The sequence below is a fragment of the Gordonia oryzae genome (genome assembly GCF_003797185.1).
In the GTDB taxonomy this organism is placed as follows: Bacteria; Actinomycetota; Actinomycetes; order Mycobacteriales; family Mycobacteriaceae; genus Gordonia; species Gordonia oryzae.
In genome coordinates this window covers 81282-97612 of record NZ_RKMH01000010.1, presented here as the reverse complement: position 1 = coordinate 97612, position 16331 = coordinate 81282, and the positions used below count along the sequence as shown (strand labels likewise).

Genomic DNA, 16331 nt, shown 5'->3' with positions numbered 1-16331 from the left:
GCGTCGTCGTGCAACGGGCCTGCAGACGCCGTACAACAGGCTCGCGGAGGGTTCTTCCGGGGCGGTGAATCGGACTTTCGTGAGCACCTTAAACCGCCCTTCCGGTGCGACGTGCCAGGTCACGTGGGTTTCGGGGTGGTCGGCTGTCGTCGGTGAACCCGTGGGAGTGTGGCATATACCGCATCTGTTAACCCGGGCACCTAGCGGCCGTTCTGTGATCGTATCCTGGGGATAAGCCGCCGTACCTCGGTCACCATCGATGGTGGCCAACTCCGAGGAGGAGATATGACCTCAGCAACCATTCCCGGATTGGACCCCGCCAGCGCCCCGACCACACATGCGGGCTTGTTGGCATGGGTCGCCGAAGTCGCCGAGTTGACCCAGCCCGACCGGGTGGTGTGGTCCGACGGCAGTGATGAGGAGTGGGAGCGGCTGACCGCTGATCTGGTCGAGGCTGGGACGCTGGTCAAACTCGACGAGGAGCGCAAGCCCAACTCGTATCTCGCCAAGTCGGACCCCGCCGATGTCGCGCGGGTCGAGTCCCGGACCTTCATCTGCGCCAAGACCGCCGAAGAGGCGGGCCCCACCAATAATTGGGTGGATCCCGACCAGATGCGCGCAACGATGACCGAGCTGTACCGGGGCAGCATGCGCGGGCGCACCATGTTCGTGATCCCCTTCTGCATGGGCCCCCTCGGCTCCGACGACCCGAAGCTCGGTGTCGAGCTGACCGACTCCGAGTACGTCGTGCTGTCGATGCGCATCATGACCCGCGTCGGCCCGAAGATTCTCGAGGCTCTGGGCGACGACGGCTTCTTCGTCAAGGGTCTGCACTCGGTGGGTGCCCCGCTCGAGCCCGGTCAGGCCGACGTGGCGTGGCCGTGCAACCCCGAGAAGTACATCACCCACTTCCCCGAGGATCGTGAGATCTGGTCCTACGGTTCGGGTTACGGCGGCAACGCGTTGCTGGGCAAGAAGTGCTACGCGCTGCGGATCGCGTCGGTCATCGCCCGCGACGAGGGCTGGATGGCCGAGCATATGCTGATCCTGAAGCTGACCAGCCCGGAGAACAAGGTGTACTTTGTCGCCGCGGCCTTCCCGAGCGCCTGCGGCAAGACCAACCTCGCGATGATCCAGCCCACCATCCCCGGATGGAAGGCCGAGACCGTTGGCGACGACATCGCATGGATGCGATTCGGTGACGACGGCCGTCTCTACGCGATCAACCCCGAATTCGGGTTCTTCGGTGTCGCTCCCGGCACGAGTGAGGACTCCAACCCGAACGCGATGAAGACCATCGAGGCCGGTAACACGCTCTACACCAACGTCGCACTGACCGACGACGGCGATATCTGGTGGGAGGGCATCGACGGCGAGACCCCCGCGCATCTGACCGACTGGCTCGGCAACGAGTGGACGCCCGCCTCCGATCACAAGGCCGCACACCCGAATTCGCGATACTGCACCCCGATTTCGCAGTGCCCGTCGTTGGCGCAGGAGTGGGACGATCCGCAGGGTGTGCCGATTTCGGCGATCCTGTTCGGCGGTCGTCGCAAGACCACGGTGCCGCTGGTGACCGAGGCCCGTGACTGGCAGAACGGCGTGTTCATGGGCGCCACCGTGGGTTCCGAGCAGACCGCCGCCGCCGAGGGCAAGGTCGGCACCGTCCGCCGCGACCCGATGGCGATGCTCCCGTTCATGGGCTACCACGTGGGTGACTACTTCGCGCACTGGATCGACCTCGGTAAGAACGCCGATGCGTCGAAGCTCCCGAAGGTCTTCTACGTCAACTGGTTCCGTCGGGGTGACGACGGTCGCTTCCTGTGGCCCGGCTTCGGCGAGAACAGCCGCGTACTCAAGTGGATCATCGGGCGCATCGAGGGTGAGAACGAGGGCGTCAACACCCCGATCGGCATCGTCGCCAAGCCCGACGAGATCGACGTCGAGGGCCTCGATCTGCCTGCCGAAGATCTCGCTGCCGCACTCGATTTCGACCCCGAGGAATGGCGGCGCGAGTTGCCGCTCATCGAGGAGCTGTTCGACTTCGTCGGGGAGAAGCTGCCGACGAGCCTGTCCGATGAGCTCGATCAGCTCAAACAGCGCCTCGCGTGAAAGTCTCGATCATCCATTGAGATGACCTGCCTCTACTGAGGTATCGTTGCCCCCTATGAGACTGCGCTCGTGGGGGGCAACGTTCGTTTCGGCGCTCGCCGTCACGCTGACCATCGGATCCGGCGTGGCGACGGCAGTGCCCGGTTCGCCGGTTCCGGGCCCATCCACGGTCACCTCGCGATATGTCGACACCGAGATCATGCCCGGCATACCGTCTTTCGGTGCTATTTCGGGAATTGACCAGACCGCCAACGGCGACTACACGATGATCTCGACCGATGTCGGGCGTGCCGGTCCCGCCCGGTTCTACGCCACCCACATCGATTACTACCCGTCGGTCGGTCAGCTCGGTGTCCCGCGCTTCACCGGCGGTGGCACCGTGCTCAGCCCGCTCAATCTGCCGCTGCTGCCCGGTGATGCGCAGTTCGAGGGCATCCGGTCGGTCGGTGGCGGCTACGTCGTCGTGAGCGGTGGGGCGCATCAGTTCGTCCGCCAGATCGGTCCGTTCGGTACGTTCGTCCGAAATCTCCCGTTGCCCGCTGCGTGGCGCCCGACCCGGACCTCGGGCGTCAACGGCCAGAACGGTCTCACCGGGGTGGCCGTTGGGCCGAGCGGACAGATCAGCGTGATCACCGCCGGCGGGCTGCGCCAGGACCCCGGTAACGCTGCCCGGCTGCTGACCTTCGGATCGGGTCGAGGGCAGAGCGAGTACGTCTACCGCACCGACCCGGACAAGGTCGCTGCCGACGTCATCGCCGTCAATAACACCGACTTCCTGGTCCTCGAACGCGGTCGCGGACGGGTGACGAGCATCTACTGGGCCACCACGCGCGGCGCCGATGCGGTGACCGGCAAGGCCAAGCTCTCCGGCTCCGAGAAGGCAATGCCCAAAACCGGGGTCTTCTCGGCCAACCCGCTGCCGCGGCTGGTGACCGGCAACATGTCGGCAATGGCATGGGGCAATTGGCTTCCCGACGTCCGCGGACAGAACTATCGGGCGCGGATGCTCTACGTCGTCACCAACAACATGTTCGCCGGCCCGACCCGGGTGCACGCGATCGAGGTGCGCTTCCCGCGTCGCTGACCCACTCGGCGGATACGGTCCGCGCCCGCGACCGGGGGTGGGTTCAGGGACAACCCCGATGGCCATTCGGGCGCCGACCTGGCACCGTGGTGGCCATGACATCAGCGCACGCAGAGATGACGCAACCGAGCGGTACGGCCGCCGCGGCCGGATCCGAGGGTCTGACCAAGGTCTACGGGTCAGGTGACACCGCAGTCCACGCGCTGCGAGGCGTCACGATCGAATTCGCGGCCGGACAGTTCACCGCGATCATGGGCCCGTCGGGGTCGGGGAAGTCGACCCTGATGCATTGTCTGGCCGGCCTCGACGACGCCACCGGGGGCCGCGCCTACATCGGTGACGTCGCCCTCACCGGGCTCTCCGACAAGGAGATGACCAAGCTCCGACGCGACCGCATCGGATTCGTGTTCCAGTCGTTCAACCTGGTGCCCACCCTTACCGCGGCCGAGAACATCACCCTGCCGCTCGACATCGCCGGCCGCCCGGTGGACAAGCAATGGTTCGACACCGTCGTCGGTCGCCTCGGCATCGGGGATCGGCTCGATCACCTGCCGACCGAGCTGTCGGGCGGCCAACAGCAGCGTGTTGCGTGTGCCCGCGCACTGGTGGGCAAGCCCGAGATCATCTTCGGTGACGAGCCGACCGGCAACCTCGATTCCCGCTCCTCCGGAGAGGTTCTCGCGATCCTGCGCGCGGCCACCGACGAGTTCGGGCAGACCGTCGTCATCGTCACCCACGATCCGCGTGCCGCGTCCTACGCCGACCGTGTGGTCTTTCTCGCCGACGGCCACATCGTGCGGGAGCTGACCCGACCGACCGCCGACGACGTCTTCGAGGTCATGCGCCACCTCGATGACAAGCCCGGGGATGACAAGCCCGGGGATGACAAGCCCGGGGATGACAAGCCGGCCTTGGTCGACCCGACTGACGGAATGCCCCGCGGGCGCCACGAGGCACGCTGACTCATGGCCTCATCATCGGTGATGCGCAAGGTCTCGCTGCGAAACCTGCGTGCGCACAAGCTCCGATTGTTCCTGACCGTCTTCTCGATCGTCCTCGGCACCTCGTTCGTTGCCGGTTCGATCGTCTTCACCTCCACCATCTCCCATGCGTTCAACTCGATCTTCGAGGGCGCGGCGCAAGGGGTGGCCGTCGAGATCACGCCACAACGATCAACCTCCGACGGTGTGCCCGACAGTGTCGTCGACCAACTCCGGGAGCGTAAGCAGGAGTTGGGGATCGACAAGATCGTCACCAACCAGCAGGGGCCGGTGACGATCGCAGGCGCTGACGGCAAGGCGCTGCAGACCGGTGGTGCTCCGAGTATCGCCACCGCCTACATTCCACCGGATCAAGCGATTTCCCCGGAGAAACTGCTGCCCGGTGGCCGGGCGCCCAATGGGCAGAACGAGATCGTCCTCAACTCCTCGGCCGCCGACCGCGGTGGCCTGAAGGTCGGATCGAGGACGAAACTCGTGATCGGACAAGGCAGTACACAGCCGTTGGAGGTTACCGTCGTCGGCCTCGTCGACCTGCCCACCTCGACCGGCGGGTACGTCAACGTCCAGTTCGACCAGCGCACCGCGTCCGATATCTTCTCTGACGGTTCACATGTCGCGGTGGTCGACACGTCCACGGTGTCCGGGGTGTCCGCCGACGAACTCGCCAAGCGGGTGTCGGCGCTCGTCGACACCGATCAGTTCAAGGTCCGCACCGGAGACCAGGTGCGTGCGGACCAGAAGGCCCAGGTCAACCAGTTTCTGACCATCTTCACCGGAATCCTGTTGGCATTCGCGGCAATCGGGCTCATCGTCGGAACCTTCATCATCTACAACACCTTCTCGATGATCGTCGCGCAACGCAATCGTGAACTCGCTCTGCTGCGCGCCATCGGTGCCAGCCGGCGTCAGGTATCGCGTTCGGTGCTCTTCGAGGCGTTCGTGGTCGGCGTCATCGGCGGGCTGGTCGGGCTCGGTGTCGGTGTCGGATTGGCCGCGGTGTTGAAGGCGGTGGTCGGCTCCGCGTCGGGTCTGCCGAGTGGCTCACTGCAGGTCGGTGTGTGGGCGGTGCTCGCCGCGCTCTTCGTGGGCGTCGGCGTCACGATGGTCAGCGCCTGGGTACCCGCGGTCCGGGCCGCACGGGTGTCCCCGGTGGAGGCGATGCGCGCCGGGGTCACCGAAGGTGCTGCGCCGCTGCGGAATCGGACGCTGGTCGGCGTCGTCTTCTTGCTCATTGCCGTCGGCACGATCGCCTGGGGTGCGGTGGGTGCAGGCCTGTTGCGCGCGGTGGTGGTCGGTATCGGCGCGGGTGCGGCGATCGTCGCGTCGGTGTTGGCCGGCCCGGCATTGTCCAGACCCATCGTCGGCGGTCTCGGCCGGGTGATCGGCGCCCCGTTCGGCACGGTCGGACGGTTGGCCCGCACCAACGCGGTGCGCAATCCGCGGCGTAGCGCGGCGACTGCTTTCGCGCTGACCCTCGGGTTGATGCTGGTCGCCGTGATCGGCACGCTCGGAGCCTCGTTCAAGGGAACGGTGGATCAGACTGTCGATGCGGGCATCCGAGCCGACTACATCGTTGCGGGCACCAACAATTCGCCGGTGCCCGAGTCGGTGGCCGTGGCGGTCACCAAGGTGCCGGGCATCTCCGATGCCGTGTCCTTCGGCATCGTGTCGGCGCGTATCGACGGTCAGGCGCGTACCGGGTTCGCCGCTCTCGGTGGCGATATCAACGGGGTATCGGTACTGAATATGCTCGATGGCGCATCCAGCACGTTGCCGGCCGACGGGATGTTCATCAGTGAACGCACGGCCAACGAGCGTGGCTGGAAACGCGGGCAGACCCTGACCTTCACCTCGGCGGACGGAACGCAAGTGCCGGTCACGATCGCCGGCGTGTATCAGGACAACGAGGCGCTGCAGCCCTGGATGATCGGGCCGCAGGTGTATGAGAAGGTCATGCCGGAAACGAGCCGGATCACGTTCGGACTATTCGTCAAGGCCGCACCCGGCACCAACCTCGACACCCTGCGCACCGATCTCGAGAATGCGACGTCGGGGTATCTGACGGTGCAGGTGGAGACCCGCGAGCAATACAAGAGCAGCATCTCCGAGCAGATTGATCAGATGCTCGCGACGCTGTACTCCATGCTTGGCCTCGCCCTGTTCATCGCGGTCCTCGGCATCATCAACACACTCGCGTTGTCGGTGGTGGAGCGCAAACGCGAGATCGGCATGCTGCGCGCGATCGGAACCCTGCGCAGTCAGATCAGACGGACCATCTATCTGGAGTCGGTGCTGATCGCGATCTACGGGGCCGTCCTCGGCGTCATTCTGGGTTCGGTGATCGGTTGGGCTCTGGTGCGCACGCTCGCCCGGTGGGGGCTGGGTGATCCGGTGCTGCCGTGGAGCTTGATGGGTTGGACGCTGCTCGCCTCGGCCGTGGTCGGCGTGTTGGCCGCGTTGTGGCCGGCGGTCCGGGCTGCTCGGACGAAACCGCTCGAGGCGATCGCCCAAGGATGAGTTCTCCGTGTTGTCGGGGTTGGCGGCCCCGGTTTGGCACAATCGGCGCATGACTCAGCCACCGGAAGATCCGTGGGACCCGAATCGTCCGCCGCCGCAGACGCGTGCGTTCGACCCCGATCAGAATCCGGCGGAGTACCCCGACTCGGGTTATCCCCAGGCCGGGTATGGCCAGACGGGATATGGACAATCGGGTTACCCACAGGGGGCCTACACGCAGGGCTATGGTCACGAGCCGGGCGGCCCGCCGCCCACCGGACCGTACACTGAGCCGCCGTCCGGGGGCAGCGGAGGCGGGGGTCGGCGGACTCTGTTCCTGACGCTTGCGGTGATCGCGGCTCTGGTGTTGATCGTGGTCGTCGCAGTGCTCGTCGTCCGGAGCACTGGTGGTGGTGATTCGACGGCGTCCCCGACGACGAGTACGGTGTCGACGACATCGGTGAGCACCACATCCACAACCACGAGCACCTCCGAAACGACAACGGAGGAGACGACCACCTCGCGGGCCGCAGCGGGCTCGGTCGTGTACCAATTGACCGGCAGCGGTGACGTTGCCGGTGTGCGCTACCGCAAGGGCTCGGAGTTCGTCATCGATCCGGTCACCGCCGCGCCGTGGTCGATCACGACGACGGTTACCGGCGGTTCGGCCGAACTCACCGCAATCGTCGTTCGCGGTCCGGTGACCTGCACCATTATGCACGGTCGCGAACAGCTGACCTCAAACACGAGCAACGGTGGACTCCTCCGCTGTGTGGCGGACCTCGCGAACTGACCATCGCTTCACCCCCGTTGCGCCGATGGGGATCCGGGTCCTGGTGGTGCGAATCCAGCACCGGCGCAGCCGGTCTCGAGGATTGCCGAGCGCGGTTCACACCTCGACCATCGGCGGAGGGGTGTGGCCATCGGATAGAGAGTTGCGCGACCATCGCGAAGGTGTGCTGTGCTAGTTCTTACGCAGTACCACAACGAGATTGGTGGCAAGGAACTCGCGGAGTACCGGGACGCGCAGTACCCACCAGGACGGTGCCGGGAGGTAGCGGGGGAAGGCAGCGATGAGCGTCGTGTCATCCGATCGGCTGCGGGACCACCGTAGTCCGGCCGTCGCGGTGACCGCGAAAAGAGAAGTGCCGTAGAGATTCTTGGGCGGATGCCCATGCCGTCGGGTGTACCAGCGAGCGGCGCGGTGGCCGCCCGCGTAATGGGTCAGGCCCATCTCGTGACCGCCGAAGGGGCCCCACCACAATGTGTAGCTGACGATGACGAGCCCGCCGGGGCGGGTCACGCGGATCATCTCGTCGCACATCTGCCACGGTCGGGAGGTGTGCTCGACGACGTTGGACGACAGCGTCACGTCCATTGAGTCGTCGGCGAAGGGGAGTGCCTGACCGGCGGCGCGCACGGTGCCGCGATGGTCCAGACCGCCCGCGTGCATCTCCGTCGGATCGGGTTCGACCGCCAGGTAGTGGGCGCCACACGCGCCGAATGCGTCGGCGAAGTACCCCGGGCCGCCGCCGACGTCGAGGATGACCGATTCGTCAAGATCGGCGAACGCTCCGACCATCGCCGCGGTGTCACGGGCAAGGGCGCCGTAGAAGCGTGCGGGATCGGTCTGTTCGTACCGAAAGTCCGACAGCAGGTCGGCCGCGCGACGGAATGTCGCGAGTCGGCGCATCGTCTCGGTCGCTGCGGGCACAGGCGGGATGCTACCGCTGCGGCATGATGTGCGACGCTGCCGCTCTGCCGACCCCGTGGTCGGTACCCTGATACGGCGATGACCCCTCCCACCCGCGTGCTGCTCCTCTGTTGGCGAGATACCGGCCACCCGCAAGGCGGTGGCAGCGAAACCTATCTCGAGCGGGTGGGCGCCGAGTTGGCGCGACGAGGTGTCGAGGTGACCTATCTGACCGCGGCGTACCCCGGTGCTCCCGACGACGAGCGTCGCGACGGTATCCGGTTCATCCGGGTCGGTGGCCGGATCTCGGTGTATCCCCGAGCGCTCGGTCTGCTGCTGGCTGCCCGGATGGGCCGCGGGCGGCTGGCCGGTGGTGTGCCCGATGTGGTCATCGATACCCAGAACGGTGTTCCGTTCTTCGCCGCGCTGACCCGCATCGCGCCGACGGTCGTGCTGGTCCATCACTGCCACCGCGAACAGTGGCCGGTCGCCGGCCGGGCGCTCGGGCGGATCGGCTGGTTCATCGAGTCCCGACTGTCGCCGTGGATACACCGGCGCAGCCGCTACGTGACGGTGTCCGCGCCGTCGCGACGTGAGCTGGTCGGCCTCGGTGTGGACGATGCCCGCATCGACGTGATCCGCAATGGCCTCGATCCCGTTCCCGCCGGCGTGAAAGCGTCGAGCACAAGCACATCGCCGCCACGCCTGTGCGTGTTGTCGAGGCTGGTTCCGCACAAGCAGGTCGAGCATGCGCTGACCGTAGTCGCCGAACTTCGGCGGGTCGGAGTCGACGCCGAGCTCGACGTCATCGGTGACGGCTGGTGGTCCGGCGAATTGCGTTCCACCGCAGATATTCTCGGGGTGAGCCAGGCGGTCACATTCCACGGTCACGTGGACGAGGTACGAAAGCATGAGATCCTCGGACGGGCACGTGTGCACCTCATGCCGTCTCGCAAGGAAGGGTGGGGCCTTGCCGTCATGGAAGCCGCACAACACGGCGTGCCCACGATCGGGTATCGGAGTTCGGCTGGGCTGGCCGAATCCATCGACGACGGGCGGACTGGTCTGTTGGTCGATGGTATCGACGAATTCCTCAGCGCTACTCGGAAACTCGTCGACAACCCGGACGAGGCGCGTCGGCTCGGTCGCGCGGCGCAGCGCAAGTCTCAGCGCTACTCGTGGTCCACGACGTGCGACGAGATGCTCCGCGTCCTGCGCGATGCCGCTCGTTGAACGATTGTCACCAACCCTGCGGTGCCCGCAGCGAGAGCACCGATGGCCATCAGCAACGCCCAGATCACGTGGGCCGCCCACGCCAGGCCCCGCGATATCGACGATGCCTGCGGCGTCACCGCTCCGCCGAGATCGAATAGCATCAAATCGGGTCCCGCGACCACGGGCGTCAGATCGGCGAGTGCCTTCGGTACCGAGGTCTCGGGACCGCGCTCGACGAGTACCCAGCCAACGCCGAGGTTGGACAGTGCACGCGGGTTCCCTCCGCTGCGTAGAACTCGATTCACTTGATCCGCTGCGTGATCGGCGTGGTCGACCACGACGCCGTCGACTCGAAGTTCGCCCGATTCGATGACCGGCGCACGAACCATCCGGGCCGCCGGGTCCAGTGACGGCCCGTCGGTGAAGGAGTACCGGCGCACCGTCCCCGGCGGCCACAACGCCACCGCCCCGCGGTCGGCGGGCACCATCGCAGCCGCCCTCGTCCAGTCGTGCGGGTAATGCACCGGGGTGATCCGGCCGCCGGCCCCGCAGGCCAGATCCGGCAACGGGGCGATCACCAGCAGGGCGATGGCCGCGAGCGCGAAACCCGTGGGAACATAACGCCTCAGCGCCACCACGGCGGCGGCCGAAGCCAGTGCCCCGAATGGCATCACCAGGGCCAAGAACTTGTGCGTGTCGCGCACCAGCCCCGCACCGGGAACGGCATCGACGACCGCCCCGAGCGCCGCCTGCCCCGGACCCGCCGCGGTCACCGCCACCAGCCCCACGACGACCGCCGCCAACGCTGCCAAGCCTTGCCACAGACTCGGTGTCGGCGACGTAGAACGTCTGCGCCACAACCACACCGACCCGACAACGATCACCACCAGCAAGCAGACGGTGGCGATCGCGGCCCACCAGATTGTACGGCTCGTCGGCACGGCGTCGGAGTTCCAGATCCCACCCACGCCCAGTGCGGTGCCCAACGGGCCCAACAACGGCTCCGACCGGAGCGCGAAGGCGCGCACCCCGGCCGGCCCGTCGGAGGTGATCGATCCCCCACCGATCGCCGCGCTCATCAACCACGGCGCCGCCGAACACACCCACAGCGCAACGAGACCGGCGTACGCGCGCCACCGTCGAATACCGCCGCAGGACGCCGCGGTCACCCCGGCGACCACCAACGCCATCACCGACCCCGTCGGCGTCAACCCGGCCACCGCGAGCAACCCACCCACCTGGGCCCATCCGATCCATCGCTCACGCGTGCGCCCCTCAGCGACATCGGCAACGGCTACGACGATCCACCCGAGCGCGGCGTATCCGACGAGCAGACTCCAGTTTCCCTGCAGCAGGCGTTCGGCGACAAAGGGATTCCACACCGTGACCACGGCCGCCGCGACCGCCCCGGAACGTCCGGCGCCAGGGACCAGCCGAACGGCCAAGCGCCCGAACCCTACCGCCGCGAACAGGAGCGCGGCGGCCAGGGCGACCAGAACCACCATGCCGCCGCCGACGATCGAGCCGGCCACCGCAACGAACCAGTCCTGGGGAACGGCACGGGGTGCGAGCGGACCGATCCCGAGCGCGGCATCGGTGACGAAGGACCGCGGCGTCGACACCGCGTCCCGGTAGAGCAGATACCCGCCGCCGAACAGGGGCCCGACGATCACCGCCGACAGCACCGCACCGACCCCGTAGAGCATCGGTAGCAGCCGCGGGTTGGTCACGGGTGCAGCGTCTTGGCTCGGTCCGCGGCTCAGTAGTGGTAGGTGTCGGACGGGGCCGACGCGTGTCCGGGATCGACGTCGTAGTCGGATTCGGTGACGGCGTAGGCGCGGGCGAGATCGAGGATCTTGGTGGCGCGGGCGATGCGCGGCAGATCCGAACCGTTGCGGATCTCGCCGCCGTCACGCTCGAAGTCGGCGAAGAACTCACGTGCCCAACTGATGTCGTCGGGAGATGGCGAAAGCCCCTCGTTGACCGGCGCGCATTGGTCGGGGGTCAGGCAGATCTTGCCGGTCATGCCGAACTCCACGCTCACCGCGGTCGCCTCCGACAACTTCAGTGCTCCCGACCCCACCGTTGGGCCGTCGATGGCGCTGGGCAGATGGGCGGCCTTGGCGGCGATGGTGAACCGCGAACGGGCGTAGGCCAGGGTGGCCGGATTGTCGCCGAAACCGGTGTCCCGCCGGAAATCGCCGATGCCGAATGCCAAGCGGAAAGTGCCTTTGGTCGTGGCGATTTCGCTGATCCGCTCCAGTCCCCGCGCGGTCTCCACCAGCGCGACGATCGGCACGTCGGGCAGACGCTTCGCGGTCTCGGTGACGTGGTCGACCGACTCCACCATCGCCAGCATCACCCCGCCGACCGACGTCGTGGCCAGCGCGTCGAGGTCGTCGGCCCACCAGGGAGTGCCGAAACCGTTGACGCGCACCCAGTCTCCCGGTCCACCCGGATGGTCGTCGGAGGAAGTGGCCAGCCACCGCAGGACATTCTCTCGGGCGGCGACCTTATCCTTGGGTGCGACGGCGTCCTCGATGTCGAGAACGACGATATCGGCGCGCGAACGGGCGGCCGGGGCAAAACGCTCGTACTGAGCGCCGTTGACGAGCAGCCAGCTGCGCGCGAGTACCGGGTCGATCCGGGAGCCGATGTCGCTCGTGTCGGGGTCGACTGTGGTGTTCTGCTGGTCGTACATCCTGGCCTTCTCGAGTGGTGATCGACGATGAATCCGTTCCATCGTTTCACACCCCGCCCTGGTGGCCGCCGGCGCCGACGAGACCGTCCGAATCGCCGACCCCGCCGACCGCCGACCCCGCCGACCGCCGACCCCGCCGACCGCCGACCCCGCCGACCGCCGACCCCGCAGCGCGAGTACTCGGCGCGGGTCGGTGCGGCACACTTGGTCGCATGGCGACAGCGATCCGCATGCGCGGCATGGTGGGCGCGCTGGGTTCGGTGGCCGCCGGTTCGATGGCGGCGAATCTGGCGGCCTACGTCGTGTATGTCGGGGCCGGACGGTGGCTCGCGCCCGGCGAGTACGGGCAATTCGCGCGGCTACTGTCGGCGATGCTCATCCTCGGTGTCCCGGCGTTGGCGTTGCAATCGGTGATCGCCCGCGAGGTCGTCCGCGAACGCGGTTCCGGGCTCGTCCGGGTCACGGCCACGACGGTCACGGCCGTCATCGTGCTCGCGCTCGTCGCCGTCCCGGTAGTCGTCGTGGTGGCCCAGACCGGTGTGTCCGCCACGGCCGCTGCCCTCGCCGCTGCGCCGCTACTCGCGGTGATCGCCGCAGGTCAGGGCGTCCTTCAGGGGCTCGGAGAGTTCCGCGTGCTGGCGTGGGTACTCGGGGCGGTCGGCATCGCGCGGTCGGTGCCGATGCTGGTGGCGTTCGCGCTCGGCGCGGGCCCGACGTGGGGGCTGACCGTCGGCACCCTCGGCACGGCTGTCGCCGCGGCCGCCGTGTGGTCTGCGGTCGGGGCCGTTCGCCGAGACAATTGCGGCCGCACCCGGCGACTCCCCGGTGGCAATGGGGCCGACCCGGGCACCCGCACCGGGGTGAGTGCCGCGGGAGTGCTGCGCGCCTCGCAGGTGCAACTGGTGCTGATCGTGGCGGTCTCGATCGACCTGCTGCTGTCGGGAACCGTGCTACGCCCCGACGACGCCGGGGTATACGCCCTCGGCGCGGTCGCGACCAAGGCCGCCTTCTGGCTGCCGCAGGCCATCGGCGTCGTCTTCTATCCGCGGCTCGCCGATCCGGCGCGCTCGCGTACCGCCCTGCGTCAGGCGGTGACAGTGGTCGCGTCGATCGGGACGATCCTCACGGTGGCAGTGGCGGCGCTCGGGCCCCTGTGCCCGCTCGTCGTCGGCGACGCCTACCGCCCGCTGGTGGGACTGCTATGGCTGTTCGCCTACACCGGGTCGGCGATGGCGGTTCTGCAGGTCCTGCTGTTGTCGGCGATCGCGGCCGATCGCACCCGAGCCTCCGCGGTGACCTGGCTGGTTGTCGGGATCGAGGTGGTTGTCATCGTCTTTGTCGTCGGTTCCGTCGTTGCGCTCGCGGTCACGGCCGCTGTGGCCGTGACCACGGCGGTCGCGGCCACCGGCATCGACTGCGTTCGGGCCATGAGCCGCACGCACATGCAGGCGGACGAGGTGCGCCGGACGGCGTGACAATCGTTGGGCTGCTTCGGGTTTGCGGGCTACTCGCCCGCTCGAGGGGACCCGACCGTCAACACCAGCCCGCCGACCACGGCGACGACACCGAGGGCCGCGGCGACGATCGGTACGACCCGACCCCAGATCACCAGCGGCGTCGACAGGCTCCCGGCCAGATCGGACAACCGTCTCCGGGTGGCGTCGTCATAGGCGAAGGTCGCCTGCAGATTCGTCAGCCGATAGTTGGCGAACGCCGGGTCGGGGAGACGATAGGCCTGATCGATGGTGACCCGCTCGTCGAGGATCGTGCCGGTCGAGGTGTCGACCGACAGTTCCCACCGGGACCTCTGGTGCAGGGTCGCGGTGAGTTGTCGCGCCGGATCGCCGCCGACACCGAACCACGATGCCGGACGCGTGATCCGGGTCGGCGGCACGCCGTCGGGCACCCCGGAACGCGTGGTGTCGAGGTCGGTGTCGGGGACCTCGGCGACGAAGCGTTGCGCGCTGCGGCCGTCGACCTGCGCGTCGCCCTGCGGTATCAGCGCCACCGATCGCCGGGTCGTCGGATCGAAGAAGGTGTGCTCGGCGACGCTCACCCCGAACGGTAGGACGTAGGTGTAGCCGGTGCGGTCCGGCGCGGGTACCGGCACCGTAGTGCTGTCGTACTGGATCTCCGAATTGCCCTGCGACCCGGTGCTCTCGGCGCCCAGATCGGCTGTCCCCAGAGCGGGTGTCGCCGAACGGCGCGAGAGGGTCACGCGATCCCTGAACGCCGACAATGTCGGGTCGGTGCACGCCGACTCACCCGACGCCGGTGGCACCCCGGATCCGGGGCGGGCGGCATCGGCATCGGCGATGCGGCCGTCGAGCCAGATGCGGTCACCCTGCACCGACGTTCCCGCCTGCAGGGTGATCACCCGCTTGTCGGCGGGGCGGACCGCGACCACGCGTTGCTGCCGGACCAGCGTGGCCGGCAGCGTACGTGCCGTCCGGGTGTTCAGCGAACAGCGATCCAGGATGGTGGCTGTCGGAGTCGGCGATCGCGATCCTGACGAGGCCTGCACGGCGCCCTGGTCACCGGTCGGGATGCTGGTGGCAACGGTGGTCACGTCGGTGGACAGCGGGATGAGCTCGAGCTGCGCCACCAGGAGTGTCGGCAGCGCCAGCGCGGCGGCCAGGAGAAATCCGCCGAGGAAGATGATGGTCGGCCCGAGTAGGTCGCGCGTCGACCAGCGGCTCGGGCGGGGGCGGTCGTCGGCGCCGGGCTCGGGCATACCGGCGAGCGTACGCGGTCACCACACTCGACCCAGGACGGCTACGGTGTTCTCCAGAATGTCCACCCAGCCCACGCCAGATGTCACAAACACCACCGGCGCGCCGTCAACCGGGCCCGCTCGCTACGCTCCCGGCGCCCCGTCAACCGGGCCCGCTCGCTACGCTCCCGGCGCCCCGTCAACCGGGCCCGCTCGCTACGCTCCCGGCGCCCCCGAGTACCGCCGATTCTTTCCGCAGCTCGAGGGCATGCGCGCGGTGGCAGCGCTGGGCGTCCTGACCACCCACGTCGCCTTCCAGACCGGTGTGGTGCGCACCCCGGTGATCGGCCCGATCCTAGGTCGGCTCGATCTCGCCGTCGCCCTGTTCTTCGCGCTGTCCGGGTTCTTGCTGTGGCGGAACTGGGTCGCTGCGGCGCATCGGCAGGCTCGCCTGCCGTCGGTGCGGCGATATCTGCGGCACCGGGTGGTACGCATCTGGCCGGCATATGTGGTGGTCGTCGTGGTGGTGCTGACGCTGCTGCCCGAGGCGCGCAGCGCCGACCTCACCGTCTGGCTCGCCAATCTGACGCTCACCCAGGTCTTCGTGCCGCTGTCGCTGACCGCCGGACTCACCCAGATGTGGAGCTTGTCGGTCGAGGTGGCCTTCTACCTGCTGCTACCGATTATTGGGTTCGTCCTGATGTGGTTGCGCGGGGCACGGGTGAGCGCCCGGGTACCTACACTGCTGGGTCTCGGCGTGATCAGCTTCGGCTGGGCCTGGGTGGCCCGGGCGCTGCCGCTTCCCGCCGGAACCGAGCCGACGAACTGGGTGTTCGGCCATCTGCCGTGGTTCGTCGCAGGCTTGGTCATCGCCGAGGTGGCCGGCGCCGCCGATCTCGGCGAACGGTCGACGATCACCCGCGCGATCGAGCGTATCGGCGCTCGCCGGTGGCCGATGCTGGCGCTGTTCGTCGTCTCCTACGGTCTTGCATGCACGCCGATCGCCGGACCCACCGGGCTTGGCGTCCTCGCACCGTGGCAGTTCGCCGTGAAGATGGCACTCGGCGCGCTGTGCGCGTTCGCCCTGCTCGCACCCCTCGTGTGCGAGAAGCCGTTCGGGAACTCGCCGCGGGTGCGCGCGCGGTTCCGATTCCTTACCTCACCAGTCATGGCCGCGCTGGGACGCTGGTCCTACGGAATCTTCATCTGGCACGTCGCGGTGCTCGCTGTGGTGTTCCCGCTCTTTGGGATCGTGCCGTTCGCCGGCAACACGATCCTGGTGTGGTGCCTCACCGCGGTGCTCTCGATCGGAATCT

Annotated in this window: 11 protein-coding genes and 1 pseudogene; 8 read left to right on the top strand and 4 right to left on the bottom strand. The window is 67.8% G+C overall.

Translation table 11 applies throughout. The features are described 5' to 3' along the window. Nucleotides 1-285: 285 nt before the first annotated feature. From EF294_RS14035 to EF294_RS22155, 5 genes are all read left to right on the top strand, one after another. Complete coding sequence (locus EF294_RS14035) at nt 286-2112, top strand: phosphoenolpyruvate carboxykinase (GTP) (RefSeq protein WP_123931126.1); 1827 nt, start codon at nt 286-288, stop codon at nt 2110-2112. A 55-nt stretch (nt 2113-2167) separates the two neighbouring features. Further along, nucleotides 2168-3196, top strand: a complete 1029-nt coding sequence (locus EF294_RS14030) for an esterase-like activity of phytase family protein (protein WP_123931123.1) — start codon at nt 2168-2170, stop codon at nt 3194-3196. Nucleotides 3197-3312: 116 nt separating this feature from the next. Then, nucleotides 3313-4158 (top strand): ABC transporter ATP-binding protein, encoded by an 846-nt coding sequence (locus EF294_RS14025; RefSeq protein ID WP_123931369.1) that lies wholly within the window; start codon nt 3313-3315, stop codon nt 4156-4158. Between the two features lie 3 nt (nt 4159-4161). After that, on the top strand, nt 4162-6714 hold the full coding sequence (locus EF294_RS14020; protein ID WP_123931120.1) for an ABC transporter permease: 2553 nt from the start codon (nt 4162-4164) through the stop codon (nt 6712-6714). A 49-nt stretch (nt 6715-6763) separates the two neighbouring features. Next, on the top strand, nt 6764-7486 hold the full coding sequence (locus EF294_RS22155) for a hypothetical protein (RefSeq protein WP_246007859.1): 723 nt from the start codon (nt 6764-6766) through the stop codon (nt 7484-7486). Between the two features lie 171 nt (nt 7487-7657). Here EF294_RS22155 and EF294_RS14010 read toward each other — a convergent pair whose 3' ends face one another. Beyond that, nucleotides 7658-8386, bottom strand: coding sequence for a class I SAM-dependent methyltransferase (locus tag EF294_RS14010; RefSeq protein WP_123931364.1), 729 nt, complete (start codon nt 8384-8386; stop codon nt 7658-7660). A 99-nt stretch (nt 8387-8485) separates the two neighbouring features. Between EF294_RS14010 and EF294_RS14005 the strand changes: the two genes are divergently transcribed. Then, a complete protein-coding gene (locus EF294_RS14005; protein ID WP_123931117.1) occupies nt 8486-9619 on the top strand; it encodes a glycosyltransferase family 4 protein in 1134 nt (377 codons plus the stop codon). Here the strand turns inward: EF294_RS14005 and EF294_RS14000 are convergent. Together EF294_RS14000 and EF294_RS13995 are read right to left on the bottom strand one after the other, a co-directional pair. Further along, nucleotides 9559-11331 carry an MmpA family trehalose lipid delivery protein gene (locus tag EF294_RS14000; protein ID WP_123931114.1) on the bottom strand — a complete coding sequence of 591 codons (1773 nt, stop codon included), beginning with the start codon at nt 11329-11331 and terminating at the stop codon, nt 9559-9561. The genes EF294_RS14005 and EF294_RS14000 overlap by 61 nt on opposite strands. Nucleotides 11332-11360: 29 nt before the next feature. Beyond that, nucleotides 11361-12302 carry an HpcH/HpaI aldolase/citrate lyase family protein gene (locus tag EF294_RS13995; protein ID WP_123931111.1) on the bottom strand — a complete coding sequence of 314 codons (942 nt, stop codon included), beginning with the start codon at nt 12300-12302 and terminating at the stop codon, nt 11361-11363. Between the two features lie 212 nt (nt 12303-12514). Here EF294_RS13995 and EF294_RS13990 point away from each other — a divergent pair, with 212 nt between their 5' ends. After that, on the top strand, nt 12515-13777 hold the full coding sequence (locus tag EF294_RS13990) for a lipopolysaccharide biosynthesis protein (protein ID WP_185091088.1): 1263 nt from the start codon (nt 12515-12517) through the stop codon (nt 13775-13777). 29 nt (nt 13778-13806) lie between these two features. On the opposite strand, the gene pgfA is transcribed toward EF294_RS13990, so the two are convergent. Then, complete coding sequence (pgfA, locus tag EF294_RS13985) at nt 13807-15036, bottom strand: cell envelope lipid trafficking protein PgfA (RefSeq protein WP_123931108.1); 1230 nt, start codon at nt 15034-15036, stop codon at nt 13807-13809. Between pgfA and EF294_RS13975 the strand changes: the two are divergent. Further along, nucleotides 14960-16330 (top strand): annotated as a pseudogene (locus EF294_RS13975) (acyltransferase family protein); the annotation flags it as partial. The gene pgfA and the pseudogene EF294_RS13975 sit on opposite strands and share 77 nt — an antisense overlap. Between the last annotated feature and the right edge of the window lies 1 nt (nt 16331).

Coding starts and splice junctions, on each gene's coding strand:
- EF294_RS14035 (WP_123931126.1), top strand. CDS start 286: ATGACCTCAGCAACCATTCCCGGATTGGACCCCGCCAGCGCCCCGACC.
- EF294_RS14030 (WP_123931123.1), top strand. CDS start 2,168: ATGAGACTGCGCTCGTGGGGGGCAACGTTCGTTTCGGCGCTCGCCGTC.
- EF294_RS14025 (WP_123931369.1), top strand. CDS start 3,313: ATGACGCAACCGAGCGGTACGGCCGCCGCGGCCGGATCCGAGGGTCTG.
- EF294_RS14020 (WP_123931120.1), top strand. CDS start 4,162: ATGGCCTCATCATCGGTGATGCGCAAGGTCTCGCTGCGAAACCTGCGT.
- EF294_RS22155 (WP_246007859.1), top strand. CDS start 6,764: ATGACTCAGCCACCGGAAGATCCGTGGGACCCGAATCGTCCGCCGCCG.
- EF294_RS14010 (WP_123931364.1), bottom strand. CDS start 8,386: ATGCGCCGACTCGCGACATTCCGTCGCGCGGCCGACCTGCTGTCGGAC.
- EF294_RS14005 (WP_123931117.1), top strand. CDS start 8,486: ATGACCCCTCCCACCCGCGTGCTGCTCCTCTGTTGGCGAGATACCGGC.
- EF294_RS13995 (WP_123931111.1), bottom strand. CDS start 12,302: ATGTACGACCAGCAGAACACCACAGTCGACCCCGACACGAGCGACATC.
- EF294_RS13990 (WP_185091088.1), top strand. CDS start 12,515: ATGGCGACAGCGATCCGCATGCGCGGCATGGTGGGCGCGCTGGGTTCG.
- pgfA (WP_123931108.1), bottom strand. CDS start 15,036: ATGCCCGAGCCCGGCGCCGACGACCGCCCCCGCCCGAGCCGCTGGTCG.